Below are 17,733 nucleotides of genomic sequence, written 5' to 3'. Positions count from 1 at the left end.
TTACGGAAACAATTATACTAGATGTAATCAGATAAATAATCTGAATATTCTTAGAATTAAAGATAAACTCTATTTTCCACTAAATAGATTAAAAAACGATAATAACATTAGGAGGATTACGATGCACCAGCTTGATTCATTACATCCCATTATAGAAAAAATAATTAATAATATTGAAAAGTTAATGGTCGGAAAGCGAAAAGAAACGATCTTAGCTTTGACAGCTCTGTTAGCGGAAGGTCATGTACTATTAGAAGATGTTCCTGGCGTTGGGAAAACAATGTTAGTACGTGCTCTTTCTAAATCTATTGATGCTGATTACAAGCGCATTCAATTTACACCTGATTTACTGCCGTCAGATGTAACAGGTGTTTCTATTTATAATCCGAAAGAGCTCCAATTTGAGTTCAAACCTGGACCAATTATGGGGAATTTTATACTTGCTGATGAAATTAATCGTACATCTCCCAAAACACAATCTGCCTTACTTGAAAGTATGGAAGAAGGCAATATTACAATAGATGGCAGGACAAGACCGTTACCAAAACCGTTCTTTGTAATGGCTACACAGAATCCGGTCGAATATGAAGGAACGTATCCTTTACCAGAAGCACAGCTCGATCGTTTCTTATTGAAACTAAAAATGGGATATCCTACACAAGAAGAAGAATTTGAAATTTTAAACAGGATGGAAAAAACAAATCCCCTCTCCCATTTACAAGCTATTACTACAATAGAAGAATTACTTTATTTACAACAGAGCGTACGGGAAATAAGTATGGACAAAGCAATCAAGCATTACATTGTAAAGCTTGTTAGTCAGACTCGTTCTTATAGTTCTATACAGCTTGGTGCAAGTCCACGTGGCTCGATTGCTTTAATGAAAGCTTCACAAGCATATGCATTCATCCATGGCAGAAATTATGTTATTCCAGACGATGTTAAATTTTTAGCTCCTTACGTATTAGCTCACAGACTCATTCTAAAAATGGAAGCAAAATTTGAAGGAATTACAGGAGAACAAGTTATCACAAAAATCGTTGCGCGAACTACCGTACCTACTCAAAGGAAGATGAACCTTTGATGAAACGGATACTACGAGCACTCTATCATTTTACTAAGTTATCACTCATTCCGTTATGCCTAGTCTTAACATTTGTATACGCTATGCTTCAAGGAGGATTTGTAAGTTGGTTTTTGTTTTACAGTATGATTCCTATTGGACTTTATTCACTACTGCTTCCCTTCTATGCTTTACGGAACGCCGAGGTAAAACGAATAACAAATCAAGACGAATATGTAGCAGGAGAACCATTTTTAAGTACGATTACAATAAAAAGAAGTTTTCCTTTTCCCTTACTTTATTTAATTATAGAAGATGTACTGCCATCACAATTTACAAATTGTAAACAAATAAAGATGAATAAGGTAATACTCTTTCCAGGATTGAAACGAAATATTTCGTTTCAATATGCAATTGATAAAATTCCTAGAGGAGAGCACTCTTTTTCAAGCGTACGTGTCAAAACTGGTGATTTATTCGGTATGATGGAGAAAGAAATAACTTTTTCAGTTCCAGATACATTTTTAGTCTATCCCCAGTATGTAGATATAACATATCGACAAATGGAAAATCATTTCGAACAAGGAGCACTTTCAGCAAATATAAATTTAGTAAAAGACTCTACCATTTCTGTCGGTGTGAGAGACTATAAACCTGGTGACCGCTTTTCATGGATTGATTGGAAAGCAACTGCCCGAACAAACAACATTATGACGAAAGAGTTTGAACAACAGCGCAGCCATAATATTATGATATTCATGGACAGAACCCCATCCCCTCTATTCGAATCAGTCGTCACATTTACCGCCTCTATTGTCAGGTCTGTCTTGAAGCAAAATTCACCAGCGTCATTCGTATCTGTCGGAAAAGAACGAACTTTTTTCCCTTTAGACAATGGAGATAGTCAGTTGCATCAAATCTTTTGTCATTTAGCGAAAGTACAAGCGGACAGTGCATTCCCGCTCTCCCGGAGTGTAGAAATGGAATTAAGAAAAATTTATGAGCCCGTCACGATTATACTCGTAACAAGCGATCTTTCTCCCGATATTCAAAAGGCGGCTGACTTTGCTGCTATTAAAAATAGAAAATTAATGGTGTTTGTCGTAAAAGAAAAAGCAAATCAACTCTCACATCGAGAACTCAGTATTCTAGAAACTCTACAAAAACGAAAAATATTTGTAAAAGCGGTTTATGAAAACCACTATACAAACGTATTTTTTGAGGTGAGCAAATGATAACATTACAAACAAAAAAACAATGGGATATGAACAGATTTTTCATGCATGCATGCGCATTTCTATTTTTACTAGAATGGCTAAGACCCCTCATAGGTATTACAAACGTAGGTAGATTAGATATTTTTGTAATATTTATAGGGATTTGCTTCACTCTCTCTTTTTTTCAAACAAAGTGGCAGATTCCAATAAAGATCATCACGATTTTATTCATCATTCATTTCCTATATTATAAAAATGCTTTTATAAATCCATCTTGGCTAACGAAATTTTTCACTGATATTTCTCTAAATTCCTCCCTGTTATTTCAGGGAAATTTACTAGATATCTCTCCAGTTTTTCCAACACTTTTATTTTTTTTATCATTTTGGTTTTTGAGTGCTTTCATTTCTTTTTGGATGATTCATAAAAAACGTGGGTTGTTATTTCTTATATTGACTATTATTTATATCACCGTTTTTCATAACTTACATTTATACGATGCAAACTTCGCTATTATTCGTACTGTTGTCATCGGCTTTTTTATGCTTAGCCTTCTTCGCATAGAACGAATAAAAGAGATGGAACACTTACAAAATTATGCTAGAGAAATCTCAAAATTACTTAGACCTCTTACAGTGTTTATTGTATTGTCAGCAACCATCGCATACTTCGCACCAAAATTTGGTCCTCAATGGCCCAACCCAATGGATTTTTTAAAATTCAACACATCCGAAGCAAGTAAACAGCAAGAAGTTTCTAAAATTGGGTATGGTTTAGATGACTCGAGATTAGGTGGTCCTTTTAAGGCTGATCCTACAATTGTTTTCACAGCACAAACGCAAAACAAACAATATTGGAGAGTCGAAACGAAAGATTTTTATACCGGAAAAGGATGGGAGGTTTCTGAAAATCAAAAAAAGGTTTCTTTTAAAAATAAAAACGACGTCTTGAGCTGGTACGAACAAAATACAAAAACGGAGACAACAGGGGCAACAATCAACATGCAAAAAAGTTATCCTCACCTTACCTATCCAGCGGGATTAGTATCTGTTGAGGCTTCTTCAGATGCATCATACAGCGTTGATCCATTTTCTGAAAAAATCTATACGATGGACGGAGACTCCTCCACTACTTTACATTCATATAAAGTAACGTATGAGGTCCCCGAGTTTTCCATAGAAAAATTGAAAGCTGTAAAAACGAATGAAGGCCAAGAAACAAATCCTTACTTCATGACAAAGTACACGCAACTGCCCGAATCATTACCGCAGCGAGTAAAAGACTTAGCTGCTAATCTAACAAATGATAAAGACAACCGATATGAGAAAGTATTAGCTATTGAAAACTACTTTACCGACCATTCTTTCGTATATGAAACAACGAATGTGTCGTTCCCTGCCAAAAAACAAGATTATGTAGATCAATTTCTTTTTGATACAAAAAGCGGCTACTGTAATAATTTCTCAACATCTATGATCGTGTTACTTCGTTCTGCTGGGATTCCCGCTCGCTGGGTAAAAGGGTACACGGAAGGAACTCTTGATAATACGCTTGCCTCTGCAGAAGGTGAGGATGTTTATAAAATCGCGAACGATAACGCACACTCTTGGGTCGAAGTATATTTCCCTGGATACGGATGGATTCCATTCGAACCAACAAAAGGATTTACTAATCCCTATAATTTCACAAATAATACGCCTGCTCCTACTATACAAAATAGTGAAGAAACTAATTCTCAAAACGCGCAAATGCAACAAAGAAACAATGAAGCAAAGCTCAAAAGTTTAATAGAGGATACAGAAGAAGCTCCTACTAAAAAGATTACAAATGCTAAAAATGGATTTTCTTGGTGGTACCTATTCCTCTCTTCGATACTAATTAGTATTATAGGATACACTCTCTTCGCTACTAGAATGAAATGGATTACATTTTTTATCATTCTTTTCTATAAATACCGAAAAGATGATGCTGTTTATAGCAAAGCTTATGGCGCACTTTTAAAACAATTTGCGCGAATCGGTATACGACGAGGTGAAAGTCAAACATTCCGAGAATATGCTCTCCACATCGATACACTTTACAACTCGAATGATATGCAACAACTTACTTTCAGTTATGAGAACGCTATGTATCAAAAGGGACAGGCTGCAGTAGAATGGAAAAAATCCGTACACTTATGGGAAGTGCTTATGAAAAAAGCAGCTTCTCCGCCTAAATCAAATGACTTCCATTCAGCGATTTAATCTTGATAATGTGAATTAAAAGAAAAAGCCTCAAAGAACAACATTGTTCTTTGAGGCTTTTTTTAATAAAGTGAAACTTTAATCAGTGGGGGTTTTGTTCATCCCCCACTGATTATTAGTTGAACCAATCGGGCTTTTACGGGCAGTTGATCCCCCACCTAACTTCTTTGCTTTCACTGAATTTTGAGCTGGGGGTCTTACTGCCCGTTAATGCGGGATAAAGTGAATCTTCTAGTTATTACCCAAGTACCTTCTCAATCTCAGCCTCTAAATCCACCGGCTTCGTTTGCGGCGCAAAACGCCCTACTACTTTCCCGTCTTTTCCGATTAGAAACTTCGTAAAGTTCCATTTCACTGCTTTCATACCGAGTAAACCTGGTGCTTGTTCTGTCATGTATGTATAAAGCGGATGTGCCTTATCACCTTTCACATCAACCTTTGCAAACATCGGGAAATTCACACCGTAGTTTAACTCACAAAAACTAGTAATATCTGCTTCTGTACCTGGTTCTTGTCCTCCGAATTGATTACAAGGGAAACCGAGTATTTCTAGTCCTTGGTCTTTATATTTATCATATACTTCTTGTAACCCTTTATATTGCGGTGTAAAACCACACTTGCTAGCTACATTTACAATAAGAAGCGCTTTTCCTTCGTAATCTTTTAACGACTTATCTTCTCCTGTTATCGTTTTAGCTGAAAAATCATAAACTGTCATGGTCCTTGCCCCTCTCTTCACTATCATTCTATGTTTATACTATACTACATTCGTGAATATACAGCTCTTATTACGTATTCTCCTCCAAAATGACAGCGCTTTATTTCTGTTCGGAAATTCGACACAAACTACTAGACTTTTATGTTGGAAAGTTTTACAATTGAATTGTGAACAAACTGTGACAGTTTATATTCCATTATAAAAGAAAAGGATGGTGTTCATTATGAAAACTGCACAACATGAAACGATTTCAAATCGCGAGTTTTATTTCGTACTATATATGATGTTATTGTATGTGATCGGCTGGGTAATCGATGTTAATGGTTTATTTTTAAGCTCCTACTTTAATTTAGCAGGAGAGATTATGCTGCCAATCGTTGGTGGCATAGTTGGACTATTCGTTATGTCTATCAATAAAGAACAAACGAAATAATAACACTTTAAAAAGGCAGAAGACGAGCTTTCGTTTTCTGCCTTTTTTCTATTTTAGCGTATAATAGAAACATACAGTAAATAAGGAGTGGTAATGATGAAAAAAGTAGAGCAATTATCTTCTCACCTATATCTTATTGATGATTTCGATTTACAACATAATGAACGAACTGGTACGTACGTTTTATTAGGTGACGATATTACTTTAATTGAAACTTGTGCAGCCCCTTCTCTTCCGTATATTTTAGACGGCTTACAACAATTACATATTGATTTAGACAATGTAAAAAACATTATCGTAACACATGTTCATTTAGATCACGCCGGGGCTGCTGGTTTAATGATGGAAAGGTGCCCAAATGCTACTTTATATGTGCATTCTCGCGGTGCTCGTCATATGATTGATCCAACAAAACTCATTTTAGGCGCAAAAGCCGTATACAAAGAAGATTTCGATAAACTGTTTGATCCCATTCTTCCTATAGAAGAAGAACGTGTTCGTATTGTACAACATGGTGATACATTACAAATTGCCGAAGACCGTACACTTACATTTTACGATACACCGGGACATGCTAAACACCATATTAGCATTCACGATTCATTAACAAACGGCATTTTTACTGGCGATACAATTGGCATTTACTATAGAGAACTCGCAGACGTTGGTATAGAACTATATCTCCCATCAACATCTCCTTCACAATTCGAACCAGATGCGATGATTGCTTCTAAAAATCACATTCAAAGTATGAATGTAGATACTATTTATTTCGGTCATTACGGTGCATCATCCAATGTTACAGAAGTATATAACCAGCTTGAACATTGGCTACCTATTTTCGTTCATACTGGTAAAGAGGTCTTTGAACAGTATAATGATTTCGATGAAGCGACTAAAGCTTTACAAACTGTATTAATGGATAAGATCTCTTCCCACCTTACAAAGTTAAACGTTCCATCAGATCATTCTGTTTATAACATTTTACATCTAGACATAGAAATTAGCGCGATGGGCATTATTGATTATTTCACGAAGCAAGAAAAAACAAACTCCACTATTAACTAACCGTAAAAGAAGAGATATACAACAGTAGTTATTGTATATCTCTTTTTTCTTTGAATATATCTTTAATAAAGGATGGTGGAATGCAATGCAAAAATTGATGTTATACCTCTGTTTTACATTATTTATCGTCTTATTATTATTTGTCGGAGTGAAAATTCAATTTTATTTAGATACAGATGCGCAGGCAAACTTTAACGTGTATCCAAGATTATTCTACTTTACACTCTTCCCTCTTATAGTCGGCATATTATTACGATTCCTTCAATCGATTAATCGCGAAACGAATAAACAAAGCTGGAGCTTTCAACCAGATAAGTTTATCGCAATTACAGTGCCTACAATATTAATTTCCTTTTCTCCAGCTCTACTCTTTTCACCGCTTGGCCAATATCTACCTTATTTAGCTAATATTATTCTTATAAATACAACCTTTGTTACGATAATTAGTTTAATAGCTGGTTATTCCCTTTTAGATTGTTTTATACAAAAAGATACTGCAACTATGAAAAAATATGATTGATGATTAATTTTTAAATGTCATTGGTTACTGCGCTTTATTTATATTAATTAATAGCAAAAACGAGTATGAAATCACTTAGATTTTTTACTCGTTTTTTATTATTCATATATTTAATACACAATAGGAAATTTATGTTAAACTAAGGAAAATCGTACATTAAATCAAAATGCATTTTAACCAAGGGAGACTTACTATGTATAAATTAGGGGCTTTCTCATTTCTAACGTTTATCGCAAGTGTATGTTCTTTCTTTATTTTAAGAGGACCCAATGCGAATTTAACGTTAATTATTGCTATACTAAGTTTACTTTCATTACTCGGAATTATTTTTGCGATAGCATCAAAAAATTGGTTATTCGGAATAGTTGGCACTGCATTAAATGGCGTAATACTAGTAGTTGTATATTTTCTATTGCTAGCAAAAGGAATAGGTGGTTAATACAATTAATAAAGCTCACAGCTAAAGCTATGAGCTTTCCTACTTATCGTACTTTTTCGTCTACATACTCCATAAACTGCTCCGCTTTAATAAATCTTTCTTTGTATGCCTCAGGTACTTCGCTTACTGTTATCCCACCACTTGATTTCGTTTTTACTAATACGGTTTGATATGACATTAATGCTTCCATATATTGTTCATACTCTTCAGGAGTTAATACTTCTTTACTAGATTTATGGCCATTTAATTTATCAAAATATGGCTGAAGCTCCATCTCTACTTTTTTCATTTCTTCTTTTTTAACTGGTGATAATTGATCGTAATCAATATTACCGTTCGAATCTCCGTACTCAAGCTTAGCATTTGTTAATTTTTTTAGTTCTTTTGTAAACTCTTCATATTCCTTTGCACCCATTTCATCTTTCGCTTGTGATAACTTTGCATTAAAACGCATATACGCTTCTAATGTCATCGCTCCGGCATGTTTTTTTAAATTCTCAAAAGATCCGTATATACCATCCGCCATAATAGATTGATACGCAAAACCCGTCGTAGGGATTAAAAATGCTGCTGCAAGCACTCCTGCAATAAGATGTTTCTTTCTCTTACGCCCCCCTCGATTCATTTTTATTTGAATGATTATTTTTTCTTTTAATTCCGGCGGGGCAACAATCCCCTTCGCTTCTTCTTGTATAGATTCTCTAACTCTACAATCTAAACTCATTTCACATTCCCTACCTCTCCTAAAAAGATTTCTTCTACTTGCTCTTTTTGACGTAGTTTCCTCAAGGCCGCATGAATTCTAGATTTCACAGTACCAAGTGGAATATGTAATATTTTTGCTACTTCTTCTTGTGAGTAGTCGTGTAAGTATCTTAAAATAATTACTTGTTTCAATTTATACGGTAATTTATGAATGAGTTCGACTAGTTTTTGGTTTGATATTTTACTTACAACATCGTTTGAAAAATCAATTTGCACTGGTTTTCTTTGCTCTTCTGCTTTTTTTATAATTCGTAGTCGCATCCACCTCTTTCTTCTATAAGAGTGAATTTGTTTAATCGCAAGTCCAATTAGCCAAGGGCGAAATGGTTTCTTGCTATCATACTTACGAAGCGATTCATATAGCTGTATGTATATTTCTTGAACGACATCATCTACATCTGTTTTATCATCTATTAAAAAATGTGATGTTTTATATACTTCTTGAATCGTTTTATCATACAACTCGCTATATGCTTCTTTATTGCCTGATAAAGTTAAATGGATTAAATCTGTATACACTGTTTCATCCTTCATATACCATCCCTCCTTTGTCTTACACTATATATTGGCAAGTAATTGATATTTCGTTCGATTTTTTCAAAAAAGTTTTTCATATAAATTAATATAATAATTCAATGGGTTCATAAGCTTCACTTATAACCATGCATAACAATTATATAATTTTCCAATTCCTAATGAAGATTTAAAATGATTTATATAGTCAAATTTAGGAGGATATATGATGAAAGCTATCGTTGTAACGTCGTTTGGTGGTCCTGAAGTGATGAAATATACAGATGTGGATATGCCCGCTATTTCAGAGGATCAAGTTTTGATTCGCGTTGTTGCTACTAGTATAAATTTCGCCGATATTAAATCCCGTTATGGTAAAAAAGGAAATAAAGCATTTCCCTTTATCCCAGGTATAGATGCTGCTGGTATTGTAGAACGTGTCGGTTCTCAAATTACGAATATTCATCCTGGACAGCGTGTCATCGCTTTTCCTCAAAATGGATCTTACGCTGAATATGTTGTTGCAAATGAAAATCTTACTTTCGTATTACCTGATGAAGTTGATTTCCAAACTGCAGCTGCTTGCCCTATCGTATCTTTTACAAGCTATAATTTACTCGCAAATGTTGCAAGGGTTCAACAAGGTGAGTCTGTACTCATTCATGCAGCAGCTGGCGGAATTGGCACTACAGCGATTCAACTTGCAAAACTATTAGGGGCTGGAAAAGTCATCGGTACTGTCGGAAGTGAAGCAAAAAAAGAAATTGCTTTATATGCTGGAGCTGACTATGTTATTTGTCATCAAGATGAAGATTTTGTAGAGAAAGTCAATGAGCTGACAAATGGTGAAGGGGTCGATGTAATTTTAGATTCTATTTCTGGAACAGTTTCGGAAAACAGTTTAAAATGTCTTGCTTATTATGGTCGCCTCGTTCATTTCGGAAATGCAAGCGGTAAAATTGGTAACTTTCAAACGAAAGATTTACACGCAAGTTGTCGCTCTATACTCGGTTTTAGCTTTGGTACTACACGAAAAAAACGTCCCGAACTACTCCAAGAAACTGCAAATAAAGTTTTCCGTTATTTACGTGACGAACGTTTGCAAATTAAGGCTACGAAATCTTTTCCACTTCAAGATGCAGGGAAAGCACATGAATGGGTCGAAAGTAGAAAAAGTACAGGGAAAGTAATACTAACTGTCCAGTCCTCTTCCTGAAATGAATACTTGAAACCGAGGTGTCATTCATGGGATCACGAATTATGCATGCTATTATCGCTAACAGGATTGCCGAGAAATTATGTATTCAAGATAAAACTTCTTTCATACTTGGAGGTGTAGCCCCTGATGCTGTTCATTCAGCAGAAGAAAAAGGCGCTTCACACTTTTACGCTGGCACAACGAAAAACTATACGAGAAGGATAGATTTCAATTCTTTTTTTCAAAAATATAAAGTTCATATGGATTCCCCTTTTCTCTTAGGTTATTACACCCATCTCATTGCCGATGATAATTGGCTAAGTGGCTTTTTTCTACCTTGGCTAAAAAATAGAATAGAAAATGACGAAACTATCGCACCTATGTACTATAACGATTTTAAATTGTTAAATGCAAAGTTGCTTCATCATTACGATAAAGAACAACAACTCTTCTTCCTTCTCAATCAAGAGGTTCACATTATGGATATTGAAGAGGTTTCTAAAGAAAACGTACTAGCTTTTCGAAAGTATCTTTTTGAAGATATGTTATATCCAGAGCAACATTTGCATGAAGACTTACAAGTATTTACGTTTAATCAAATCGTTGGTTATATTGAGACAGCTATTGAAAAAGGCGTATTTTATATTAATCAACTCTCTAATGAAAAATCCCCTTCGAACATGTAATCCCCCTCAATATATTTGAGGGGGATTTTCACATAGCAATATTATTATTTGTTCTTTTCCATAACCGCAAAATAATTCCCTTCACTATCAGCAAAGTTAAACACTTTACCAAAAGGCATAGTTACCATTTCTCCAACAGTAACATTTTTATTTTTTAAATCTGTATATAATTGATCAAGATTTTCTGAGAAGAACATTAGGGACGGTGTACCAAGATTTAATTCTGGGCTCATCTTAGAAATCACTTCTTTATTATGTAATATAATGCTCGTTTCTGCACCGCTTTTCGGAGCGATTTCAATCCATCTCATTCCTTGCTTATTATCTTCTTCTGCTACTACATGAAACCCTACCTTTTCAGTCCAAAAATTGACCGCCTCATCTTGATTGTTTACATATAACATAATTTGTCCGACTTTATGAATCATTGTATTTCCCCCTAATGGTTTTTATATTCTATGTAGGTTTCTACAGGTACTATTATTATTCCTTTTTCATTCAATTACAATCAAAAAGACGTAACTACAAATAGTTACGTCTTTCCCATTCTTTATCTAGGCTTTTTCTTCCCAGTAAACGCTGGTTTCTTTTTCTTTGGTGCTTTTGGTTTCGTTTCTACAAATGATCCGTTGAACATTTCTTGCTTCGTAAATACGATACCTAGTTTTTTTGCAAATTGAAGTAATTTACGCTCTTCTTGTTGTGTTACAAGAGAAACGACTGTTCCTTCTTTACCCATACGTCCTGTACGTCCTGAGCGGTGAATATATTGGTCTACTGTGTCTGGTAACTCCAAATGGATTACATGTGTTAAATCATCAATATCAATACCGCGTGCTGCAATATCAGTAGCAAGTAGAATTTCTAATTTCCCGCCGCGGAAAGCACGCATCGTTGCTTCACGCTCTTGCTTACCTGCTTCTGCATGAAGAGCTGCTGCTTTCATTTTACGGAACTGCAATTTCTGAGTAATTTCATCTAAACGGAATGGGTCATTTAAGAAAGCAACTGCTTTTACATCGCCCATATGCATAATTCTTCTTACGTAATCATTTTTTTCGCGTCGCTCACAAATGATATACGTATGCTCAACTAAGCTTTTTGACTCTGCACGTGTTACACGTACCACTTGTGGTTCAACTGCTAAATCACGTGCCGCGTCTTCCGCAGCTTTGGTAATTGTCGCTGAGAAGAATACTAATTGACGGTCGCGCATCGTTGATTTAATTACATCTTGTACTGCGCCCATCATCTTTTGTTTTACAATTTGATCAAATTCATCAAATACAATTGTTTTCACTTCATGCATTTTTAGCTTTTTCATACGAATTAATTCTAAAATACGTCCTGGTGAACCGACAATTACTCTCGGATGTTTCTTTAATTTTTCAACTTGACGCTTAATATCTGCACCACCAATTAAAGATGCACCTGAAATTTCAGTCCCTGCTGTAAACTTTTGAACCTCTTCGTGAATTTGCATAACAAGCTCACGTGTTGGCGCTAAAACAACAACTTGTGGTTGTTTTACTTCAGGATTAATTTTATGTAAAAGGGGTAATAAGTACGCTAATGTTTTTCCTGTTCCAGTTGGAGATTCAGCTATAACGTCTTGTCCTTCTAAAATAGTTGGAATCGCTTGTTTTTGAATTTCAGTTAATTCTTTAAAACCAGCCTTCTCCCAAGCTTGTTGTAAAAATGGTTGCATATCTTTTATCATTTGTTTTTCTCCTTTATCTCTATTTTTGAAGAAAATGTTGTATTGTTCGCACCGTTTCTATCATGTGTGAAATAACAGCTATTAAATCATCAACATGGTCTTCTGTAATCGCTTTTTGAAATAGAACCTCTACCTTATTATGATATGAAATCGCTTGCTTATTATATTCGTATGAAAGTTTTTGCGTAATCATTCTTTCTTTTCCCCATATAGAATGCATGAAAGTTTCAATTTCTTCGCACACTACCTCTGGCTTTTCTATCGGGAATGAAAATGCTAATTTCATTTCACAACCTGGTGTAAATTGTGGTACTTCCAATATTTCACCAGATAAGTTCTTTGCATCTACAGATAGTGAAAATGTTGCTTCTACTAACTGTTCGAACGGCTCTGTTAATTGAAATGAAATATTGTATATACGACTTAATGAGGCAAGGTCCATCATATCTTTTCGATCTGTTACAAGAATATCTCCATGTAAATCAAAATCATATACAGCACCTTCTACGATTACTTTTAAATTATCAAAAGCAGTTGGATCAAACATAATTTCCTCCAAAAAACAGGCGCCTTTCGATGGAAAGGCGCCACTTGATGTATATATAGTTTACAGATAAACGAGATGAATTACAACCTTTTAGAATAAACCTACTGCTTTTCCATCTTCATTTACGTCCATTTGTAGTGCTGCTGGCTGTTTTGGAAGGCCTGGCATTGTTAGCATTGTTCCTGTTAACGCAACGATAAATCCTGCACCAATTGATGGTTTCAGCTCACGAATTGTAACGATAAAGTCTGATGGACGACCTAATTTTGTTGCATCGTCAGAAAGAGAGTATTGTGTTTTCGCCATACAAATTGGTAGGTTACTCCATCCTTCTCCTTCATATTGAGCTAATTGCTTACGTGCTTTCGGAGCAAATTCAATATCTTTTGCGCCGTACACTTTTTGAGCAATTGTACGGATTTTTTCTTCTAATGGTAATTCTAATTCATAAAGTGGTGCGTAGTTGTTCTCACCTTTTTCGATTTCTTTTAACACTTTTTCAGCAAGGTCAACTCCGCCTTGGCCACCCTTCTCCCAAACTTCCGTTAAGGATACTGCATAGCCACGCTCATTGCACCACTCTTGTAAGTATGCAACTTCTGCATCTGTATCTGTAATGAATTTATTAATTGCAATTACGAAAGGCACACCGAAGCTTTGAATTGTTTCAACATGCTTCTGTAAGTTTTCCATACCTTTTGCTAATGCGTCTACATTTTCTTCTTTTAATTGATCTTTTGCTACGCCACCATGCATTTTAAGCGCACGAATAGTCGCAACAATAACAACTGCTTCTGGTTTAATGCCAGCTGCACGAGCTTTAATATCTAAAAACTTCTCTGCACCTAAATCAGCACCGAATCCAGCTTCTGTAATAACATAATCACCTAATTTTGCTGCCATTGTTGTAGCGATAACACTGTTACAACCGTGAGCAATATTCGCAAATGGTCCGCCGTGAATGATAGCTGGTGTATTTTCTAACGTTTGTACTAAGTTTGGCTTTAATGCATCTTTTAATAATAATGTTAACGCACCTTCTACACCTAAATCTTTAACCGTTACAGGTTGATTTGCAAAGTTATAAGCAACTACGATGCGAGATAGACGCGCTTTTAAATCTTGAATATCTGTTGCAAGGCAGAATACCGCCATAATTTCAGATGCTACTGTAATATCAAAACCGTCTTCACGTGGTACACCTTGAACTGGTCCACCAAGACCAATTACTACGTTACGAAGGGCACGATCATTTAAGTCAACACAGCGTTTCCAAACGATTTTACGTGTATCAATTCCAAGTGTGTTTCCTTGTTGGATATGATTATCAATAAACGCCGCTAACGCGTTATTGGCAGTTGTGATCGCATGGATATCTCCAGTAAAGTGAAGGTTAATGTCTTCCATAGGTACTACCTGTGAAAAACCACCACCTGCTGCCCCGCCTTTTAGTCCCATCGTTGGTCCAAGAGATGGTTCGCGAAGTGCAATTACTGTTTTCTTACCAATTTTATTAAAAGCTTGACCTAAACCAACTGTTACTGTTGATTTACCTTCTCCAGCTGGAGTTGGGTTAATCGCTGTTACTAAAACAACTTTACCGTCTTTCTCGTTCTGTAAGCGCTTAAAAATGTCAAGAGATAACTTACCTTTATAATGCCCATATGGCTCTAATTCATCTTCTAAAATATTTAATTCAGCTGCAATTTCTTGAATCTTCTTCATACTCGCTTCTTGTGCGATTTCAATGTCGGATTTAACTGTTGTAGTAGTTGTCATATACCCTAGTCCCCCTTTAATTGGTTCTGATGATATTGTATCAGTTTTTTGTATTTTCTGCACTTATTTACCTCCTAAAAATTCTTTCATTTCTTTATGCGTTTTTTAACATAAATACCCATAAGAAGGTTAACGATTGTTGTAACTCGATAGGTAGTTGACCTAGCATCTTCTCATTTACTCCGCGCTTATATACACCGATGCCATCTACCACTTCAAAACCTTGTTCTTTCGCTAGCTGTTCAAATTCCCATGGCATCATCGTATTACAAACAACGTCTTTGCCGTATAAACGAGGATAGCTATTCTCTCGAGGCTTTGCTGTCGGTCCTAAAATTGCAATACATGCATACCCATCGCTTTTTAAAACGCGCTTTATCTCATTTAATGCTCGTAATGGCTCCTCGGTCCATTCTAAAGAGTTAATTGCCATAATTGATTCAAATTGCTCATTTTCAAATGGTAAGGAAGAAAGATCTCCTTTTATAAAGGATAAATCCGGTCCTTCTCCGTGCTCCTTCCCTTTTTGAATCATCACTTCTGATAAATCCACTCCAACTGCTTTATAGCCTGCGCGACTTAATTTATATGTACCATATCCATCTCCACAACCAACGTCAAGCACCTTGGCTTCTTTCTTCACGTATTGTTCAAAAAATGGAATAATCGTACTCCTACTCCCACTGTCCCACATCTCCTGACTATTCTGAGTCCAAAATTCTGCACTACTATCCCATTTTTTCTCTGCTGATTCATGCCAATTAAATTTCGTCATACATTCCCCTGCCTTCACGTTTTATCACTCATTTCATTCTACATCATTTTCCAAAATTCCTGTTTATCTTCATTAGGAGATGTACAAGCTAATAATGGAATCTTTATTCTCCAATTTTTGCTTTACTTGGGTTTAACTCATACTCATGTTCTTCTCTTTATGTAAGATACTATAGGTACACCCAATTGAAAGAGAGGGATGTATATGCGAAGAAAGAGAAATCATCATTTTAAAAGTGGTGAAAAAAACGAAGAGTATGCAGCTGAAATATCACCAGCTGGCATTCCGATTAGACATAAGCGTAAAGAAATTGCAAATGAAATAGAAGGTACAAATACCGGTGCAATGGTAGGCTATGTCGCTTTATTTCTTTCGCTTTTCTCAATTGCATTTTATCCGGTTACACTCGGCTCTCTTGCGATTTTAGTCGGCTTATTAGCTGTCAATTTCGGAGCAAGAACACTTGGATATACTGCAATTGGTTTTGGAAGTTTTTCTGTTTTATTTACTTTACTCTATCCGCTTGCTTTGTCAGCGTTTTAAAAAAAAACACACCAAGTTATACTTGGTGTGTTCATTCGTGATACAACATAATATGACCGCATCCACAGCAATGTTTCGCTGTAATTTCTTGAAACACGGGATAATTCTCTTCATCCCGATGCTCAATAAACACCTTTTCAAATCGATACATATTTTGTGCATATGCCCAATCTTGTTTCGTACGTGCATACAAAGTGGAGGAAAAAAACTCCTCACCACCGCAAACGATACATGTATTCTTCATTACTACCCCTCCTATGCTTGTCTTACTTCATCTATATGAACATAAGCATAAGAAAAAGACCTTCTATTACTAGAAAGTCTTCTCTGAAACAAAAAGAAATGTACCAAACATTCCTACTCCGCTATATTCTTTCGTAACATCAGCTTCTGTTTTAAATGTTTGCTTTACAGTCATAAAGAATACACCATTTCGTGCATCTGTACTTTCAAATTTTAACTTTTCTTTTTTACCATCTACATTTTGTGTGCATTCAAAACTACTCTCATCACATTTCAATGCATACTTATCCTCTACATACACTTTAAAATCTGATTCTTTCGGACAAGTAATAAGTAAAATCGCCACGAGAATAATACTTACAATACCCACAATTGTATAATATTTCTTCATTTGTACTCCTTTCAAATGACAAGAAAACTTGACTTCATGCGCCAAGTTTTCTTAGTCCACAACCCATTGCCATTCTTGTTCTTTCTTATCAAAAATGAGCCAACCTGTCTCTGTTGCTTCTTCTTTCAATTCATCGATATTATCTAGTACCTCATCCGTACTTTCATACGAACCCACTACATATACCGGAATTTCAAGACCCCTTCTTGACTCAATTTTCCCTGCTAGATCAATATAAAGACCATCTTCCATTAATGGAATAAGCCCCATGATCAATTCTTTTGAAATTGCTGGGAAAATTTTTGATTTTTGGAACAAAGAAAAACGTTTCTTACCGAAAGCACCGAGTTTATAAGGAATGACTTTACTTAACATCCCTACAAAGTCAGCAATTCTGCGATAATACACTTTGTTGTACCATCCGTCATCATGTGAAAAATAAACAAATCTATTTTTCAATAGCGGAAAGAATGTTCTTGCAAGTGGTTCTTTTTTGTGAGCCAAATATAAAAGCTCTGCAATTTCTTTTGGCTCTAGTTCATCTAAATCGCTTGCATCATCAAAATCTACCCAACAAAATTCATCAAATTCATCAATCTCTGCTTGAATTAACTTATGTATATTTTCTTCCTCAACATATTCAAATAAAGTATGATAGTGAAAATCTGTCCATTCAAAATTATGCTTTAAAAGCAACACTTGATGAAGCGGTGAAGGGATGTTACTTGCAAACTCTTTAAACGTAATTCCTGATGTAATAAAACAATGACCTCGACGATTACCATTAATATATATCATATTCTTTACTTGGTCAGATCCTCCAGACAAAGCACCTAGCCACCTTCGTTTTATATGTTTCAATTCTATAGCAT

At 35.4% G+C, this 17,733-nt stretch carries 21 protein-coding genes; 10 read left to right on the top strand and 11 right to left on the bottom strand.

The window, feature by feature from the left end; all coding sequences use genetic code 11:
- Positions 1–121: 121 nt before the first annotated feature.
- Genes MHB74_RS10660 through MHB74_RS10650 form a run of 3 tightly spaced genes read left to right on the top strand, consistent with a single transcriptional unit; the run spans position 122 to position 4,523 of the window.
- The gene (locus MHB74_RS10660) at positions 122–1,084 is read left to right on the top strand and encodes an AAA family ATPase (RefSeq protein ID WP_000553993.1); all 963 of its coding nucleotides are present in this window, start codon (positions 122–124) and stop codon (positions 1,082–1,084) included.
- Positions 1,084–2,298: a DUF58 domain-containing protein gene (locus tag MHB74_RS10655; protein ID WP_061678597.1), complete on the top strand. Its 1,215-nt coding sequence runs from the start codon at positions 1,084–1,086 to the stop codon at positions 2,296–2,298. The genes MHB74_RS10660 and MHB74_RS10655 overlap by 1 nt, the downstream gene beginning before the upstream one ends.
- A complete protein-coding gene (locus MHB74_RS10650) occupies positions 2,295–4,523 on the top strand; it encodes a transglutaminase TgpA family protein (RefSeq protein ID WP_061678598.1) in 2,229 nt (742 codons plus the stop codon). The genes MHB74_RS10655 and MHB74_RS10650 overlap by 4 nt, the downstream gene beginning before the upstream one ends.
- A 238-nt stretch (positions 4,524–4,761) precedes the next feature.
- On the opposite strand, the gene bsaA is transcribed toward MHB74_RS10650, so the two are convergent.
- The gene (gene bsaA / locus MHB74_RS10645; RefSeq protein WP_061678599.1) at positions 4,762–5,241 is read right to left on the bottom strand and encodes a glutathione peroxidase; all 480 of its coding nucleotides are present in this window, start codon (positions 5,239–5,241) and stop codon (positions 4,762–4,764) included.
- Positions 5,242–5,464: 223 nt separating this feature from the next.
- Here bsaA and MHB74_RS10640 point away from each other — a divergent pair, with 223 nt between their 5' ends.
- The 4 genes from MHB74_RS10640 (at position 5,465) to MHB74_RS10625 (ending at position 7,701) form a co-directional block, all read left to right on the top strand.
- Positions 5,465–5,674, top strand: coding sequence for a DUF3925 family protein (locus MHB74_RS10640; RefSeq protein ID WP_002127081.1), 210 nt, complete (start codon positions 5,465–5,467; stop codon positions 5,672–5,674).
- A gap of 96 nt (positions 5,675–5,770) precedes the next feature.
- Positions 5,771–6,742 carry an MBL fold metallo-hydrolase gene (locus MHB74_RS10635; RefSeq protein ID WP_061678600.1) on the top strand — a complete coding sequence of 324 codons (972 nt, stop codon included), beginning with the start codon at positions 5,771–5,773 and terminating at the stop codon, positions 6,740–6,742.
- Between the two features lie 85 nt (positions 6,743–6,827).
- Positions 6,828–7,262: a hypothetical protein gene (locus MHB74_RS10630; RefSeq protein ID WP_061678601.1), complete on the top strand. Its 435-nt coding sequence runs from the start codon at positions 6,828–6,830 to the stop codon at positions 7,260–7,262.
- Positions 7,263–7,455: 193 nt separating this feature from the next.
- Positions 7,456–7,701, top strand: coding sequence for a hypothetical protein (locus MHB74_RS10625; RefSeq protein WP_061678602.1), 246 nt, complete (start codon positions 7,456–7,458; stop codon positions 7,699–7,701).
- Between the two features lie 43 nt (positions 7,702–7,744).
- Here the strand turns inward: MHB74_RS10625 and MHB74_RS10620 are convergent, their stop codons facing one another.
- Positions 7,745–8,425 (bottom strand): DUF3600 domain-containing protein, encoded by a 681-nt coding sequence (locus MHB74_RS10620; protein WP_061678603.1) that lies wholly within the window; start codon positions 8,423–8,425, stop codon positions 7,745–7,747.
- The gene (locus MHB74_RS10615) at positions 8,422–9,000 is read right to left on the bottom strand and encodes a sigma-70 family RNA polymerase sigma factor (RefSeq protein ID WP_061678604.1); all 579 of its coding nucleotides are present in this window, start codon (positions 8,998–9,000) and stop codon (positions 8,422–8,424) included. The genes MHB74_RS10620 and MHB74_RS10615 overlap by 4 nt, the downstream gene beginning before the upstream one ends.
- Before the next feature lie 208 nt (positions 9,001–9,208).
- On the opposite strand from MHB74_RS10615, the gene MHB74_RS10610 reads away from it, so the two are divergent.
- Positions 9,209–10,195: a quinone oxidoreductase family protein gene (locus MHB74_RS10610; protein ID WP_061678605.1), complete on the top strand. Its 987-nt coding sequence runs from the start codon at positions 9,209–9,211 to the stop codon at positions 10,193–10,195.
- A gap of 29 nt (positions 10,196–10,224) precedes the next feature.
- Entirely contained in the window at positions 10,225–10,863 is a 639-nt protein-coding gene (locus MHB74_RS10605; RefSeq protein WP_061678606.1) for a zinc dependent phospholipase C family protein, read from the top strand.
- Between the two features lie 44 nt (positions 10,864–10,907).
- On the opposite strand, the gene MHB74_RS10600 is transcribed toward MHB74_RS10605, so the two are convergent.
- From MHB74_RS10600 to MHB74_RS10580, 5 genes are all read right to left on the bottom strand, one after another.
- Complete coding sequence (locus MHB74_RS10600) at positions 10,908–11,291, bottom strand: VOC family protein (RefSeq protein ID WP_061678607.1); 384 nt, start codon at positions 11,289–11,291, stop codon at positions 10,908–10,910.
- 122 nt (positions 11,292–11,413) lie between these two features.
- A complete protein-coding gene (locus MHB74_RS10595; protein WP_061678608.1) occupies positions 11,414–12,583 on the bottom strand; it encodes a DEAD/DEAH box helicase in 1,170 nt (389 codons plus the stop codon).
- A gap of 19 nt (positions 12,584–12,602) precedes the next feature.
- Entirely contained in the window at positions 12,603–13,130 is a 528-nt protein-coding gene (locus MHB74_RS10590; RefSeq protein ID WP_061678609.1) for a hypothetical protein, read from the bottom strand.
- A gap of 90 nt (positions 13,131–13,220) precedes the next feature.
- Complete coding sequence (locus MHB74_RS10585; protein WP_012644371.1) at positions 13,221–14,909, bottom strand: formate--tetrahydrofolate ligase; 1,689 nt, start codon at positions 14,907–14,909, stop codon at positions 13,221–13,223.
- Between the two features lie 94 nt (positions 14,910–15,003).
- Positions 15,004–15,702, bottom strand: a complete 699-nt coding sequence (locus MHB74_RS10580; RefSeq protein WP_141658066.1) for a class I SAM-dependent methyltransferase — start codon at positions 15,700–15,702, stop codon at positions 15,004–15,006.
- Between the two features lie 186 nt (positions 15,703–15,888).
- On the opposite strand from MHB74_RS10580, the gene MHB74_RS10575 reads away from it, so the two are divergent.
- Entirely contained in the window at positions 15,889–16,227 is a 339-nt protein-coding gene (locus MHB74_RS10575) for a hypothetical protein (RefSeq protein ID WP_001253201.1), read from the top strand.
- Between the two features lie 31 nt (positions 16,228–16,258).
- Here MHB74_RS10575 and MHB74_RS10570 read toward each other — a convergent pair whose 3' ends face one another.
- The 3 genes from MHB74_RS10570 to MHB74_RS10560 form a co-directional block, all read right to left on the bottom strand.
- A complete protein-coding gene (locus MHB74_RS10570; protein ID WP_000798748.1) occupies positions 16,259–16,471 on the bottom strand; it encodes a hypothetical protein in 213 nt (70 codons plus the stop codon).
- Positions 16,472–16,540: 69 nt separating this feature from the next.
- On the bottom strand, positions 16,541–16,861 hold the full coding sequence (locus tag MHB74_RS10565; protein ID WP_061678611.1) for a hypothetical protein: 321 nt from the start codon (positions 16,859–16,861) through the stop codon (positions 16,541–16,543).
- A 51-nt stretch (positions 16,862–16,912) separates the two neighbouring features.
- The gene (locus tag MHB74_RS10560) at positions 16,913–17,689 is read right to left on the bottom strand and encodes a hypothetical protein (RefSeq protein WP_061678612.1); all 777 of its coding nucleotides are present in this window, start codon (positions 17,687–17,689) and stop codon (positions 16,913–16,915) included.
- Positions 17,690–17,733: the final 44 nt, after the last annotated feature.

The organism is Bacillus sp. FSL K6-0069 (genome assembly GCF_038007785.1).
GTDB classification, from domain to species: domain Bacteria; phylum Bacillota; class Bacilli; order Bacillales; family Bacillaceae_G; genus Bacillus_A; species Bacillus_A mobilis.
The sequence above is the reverse complement of the archived record's forward strand: the minus strand, read 5'-3'. Positions and strand labels throughout refer to the sequence as shown.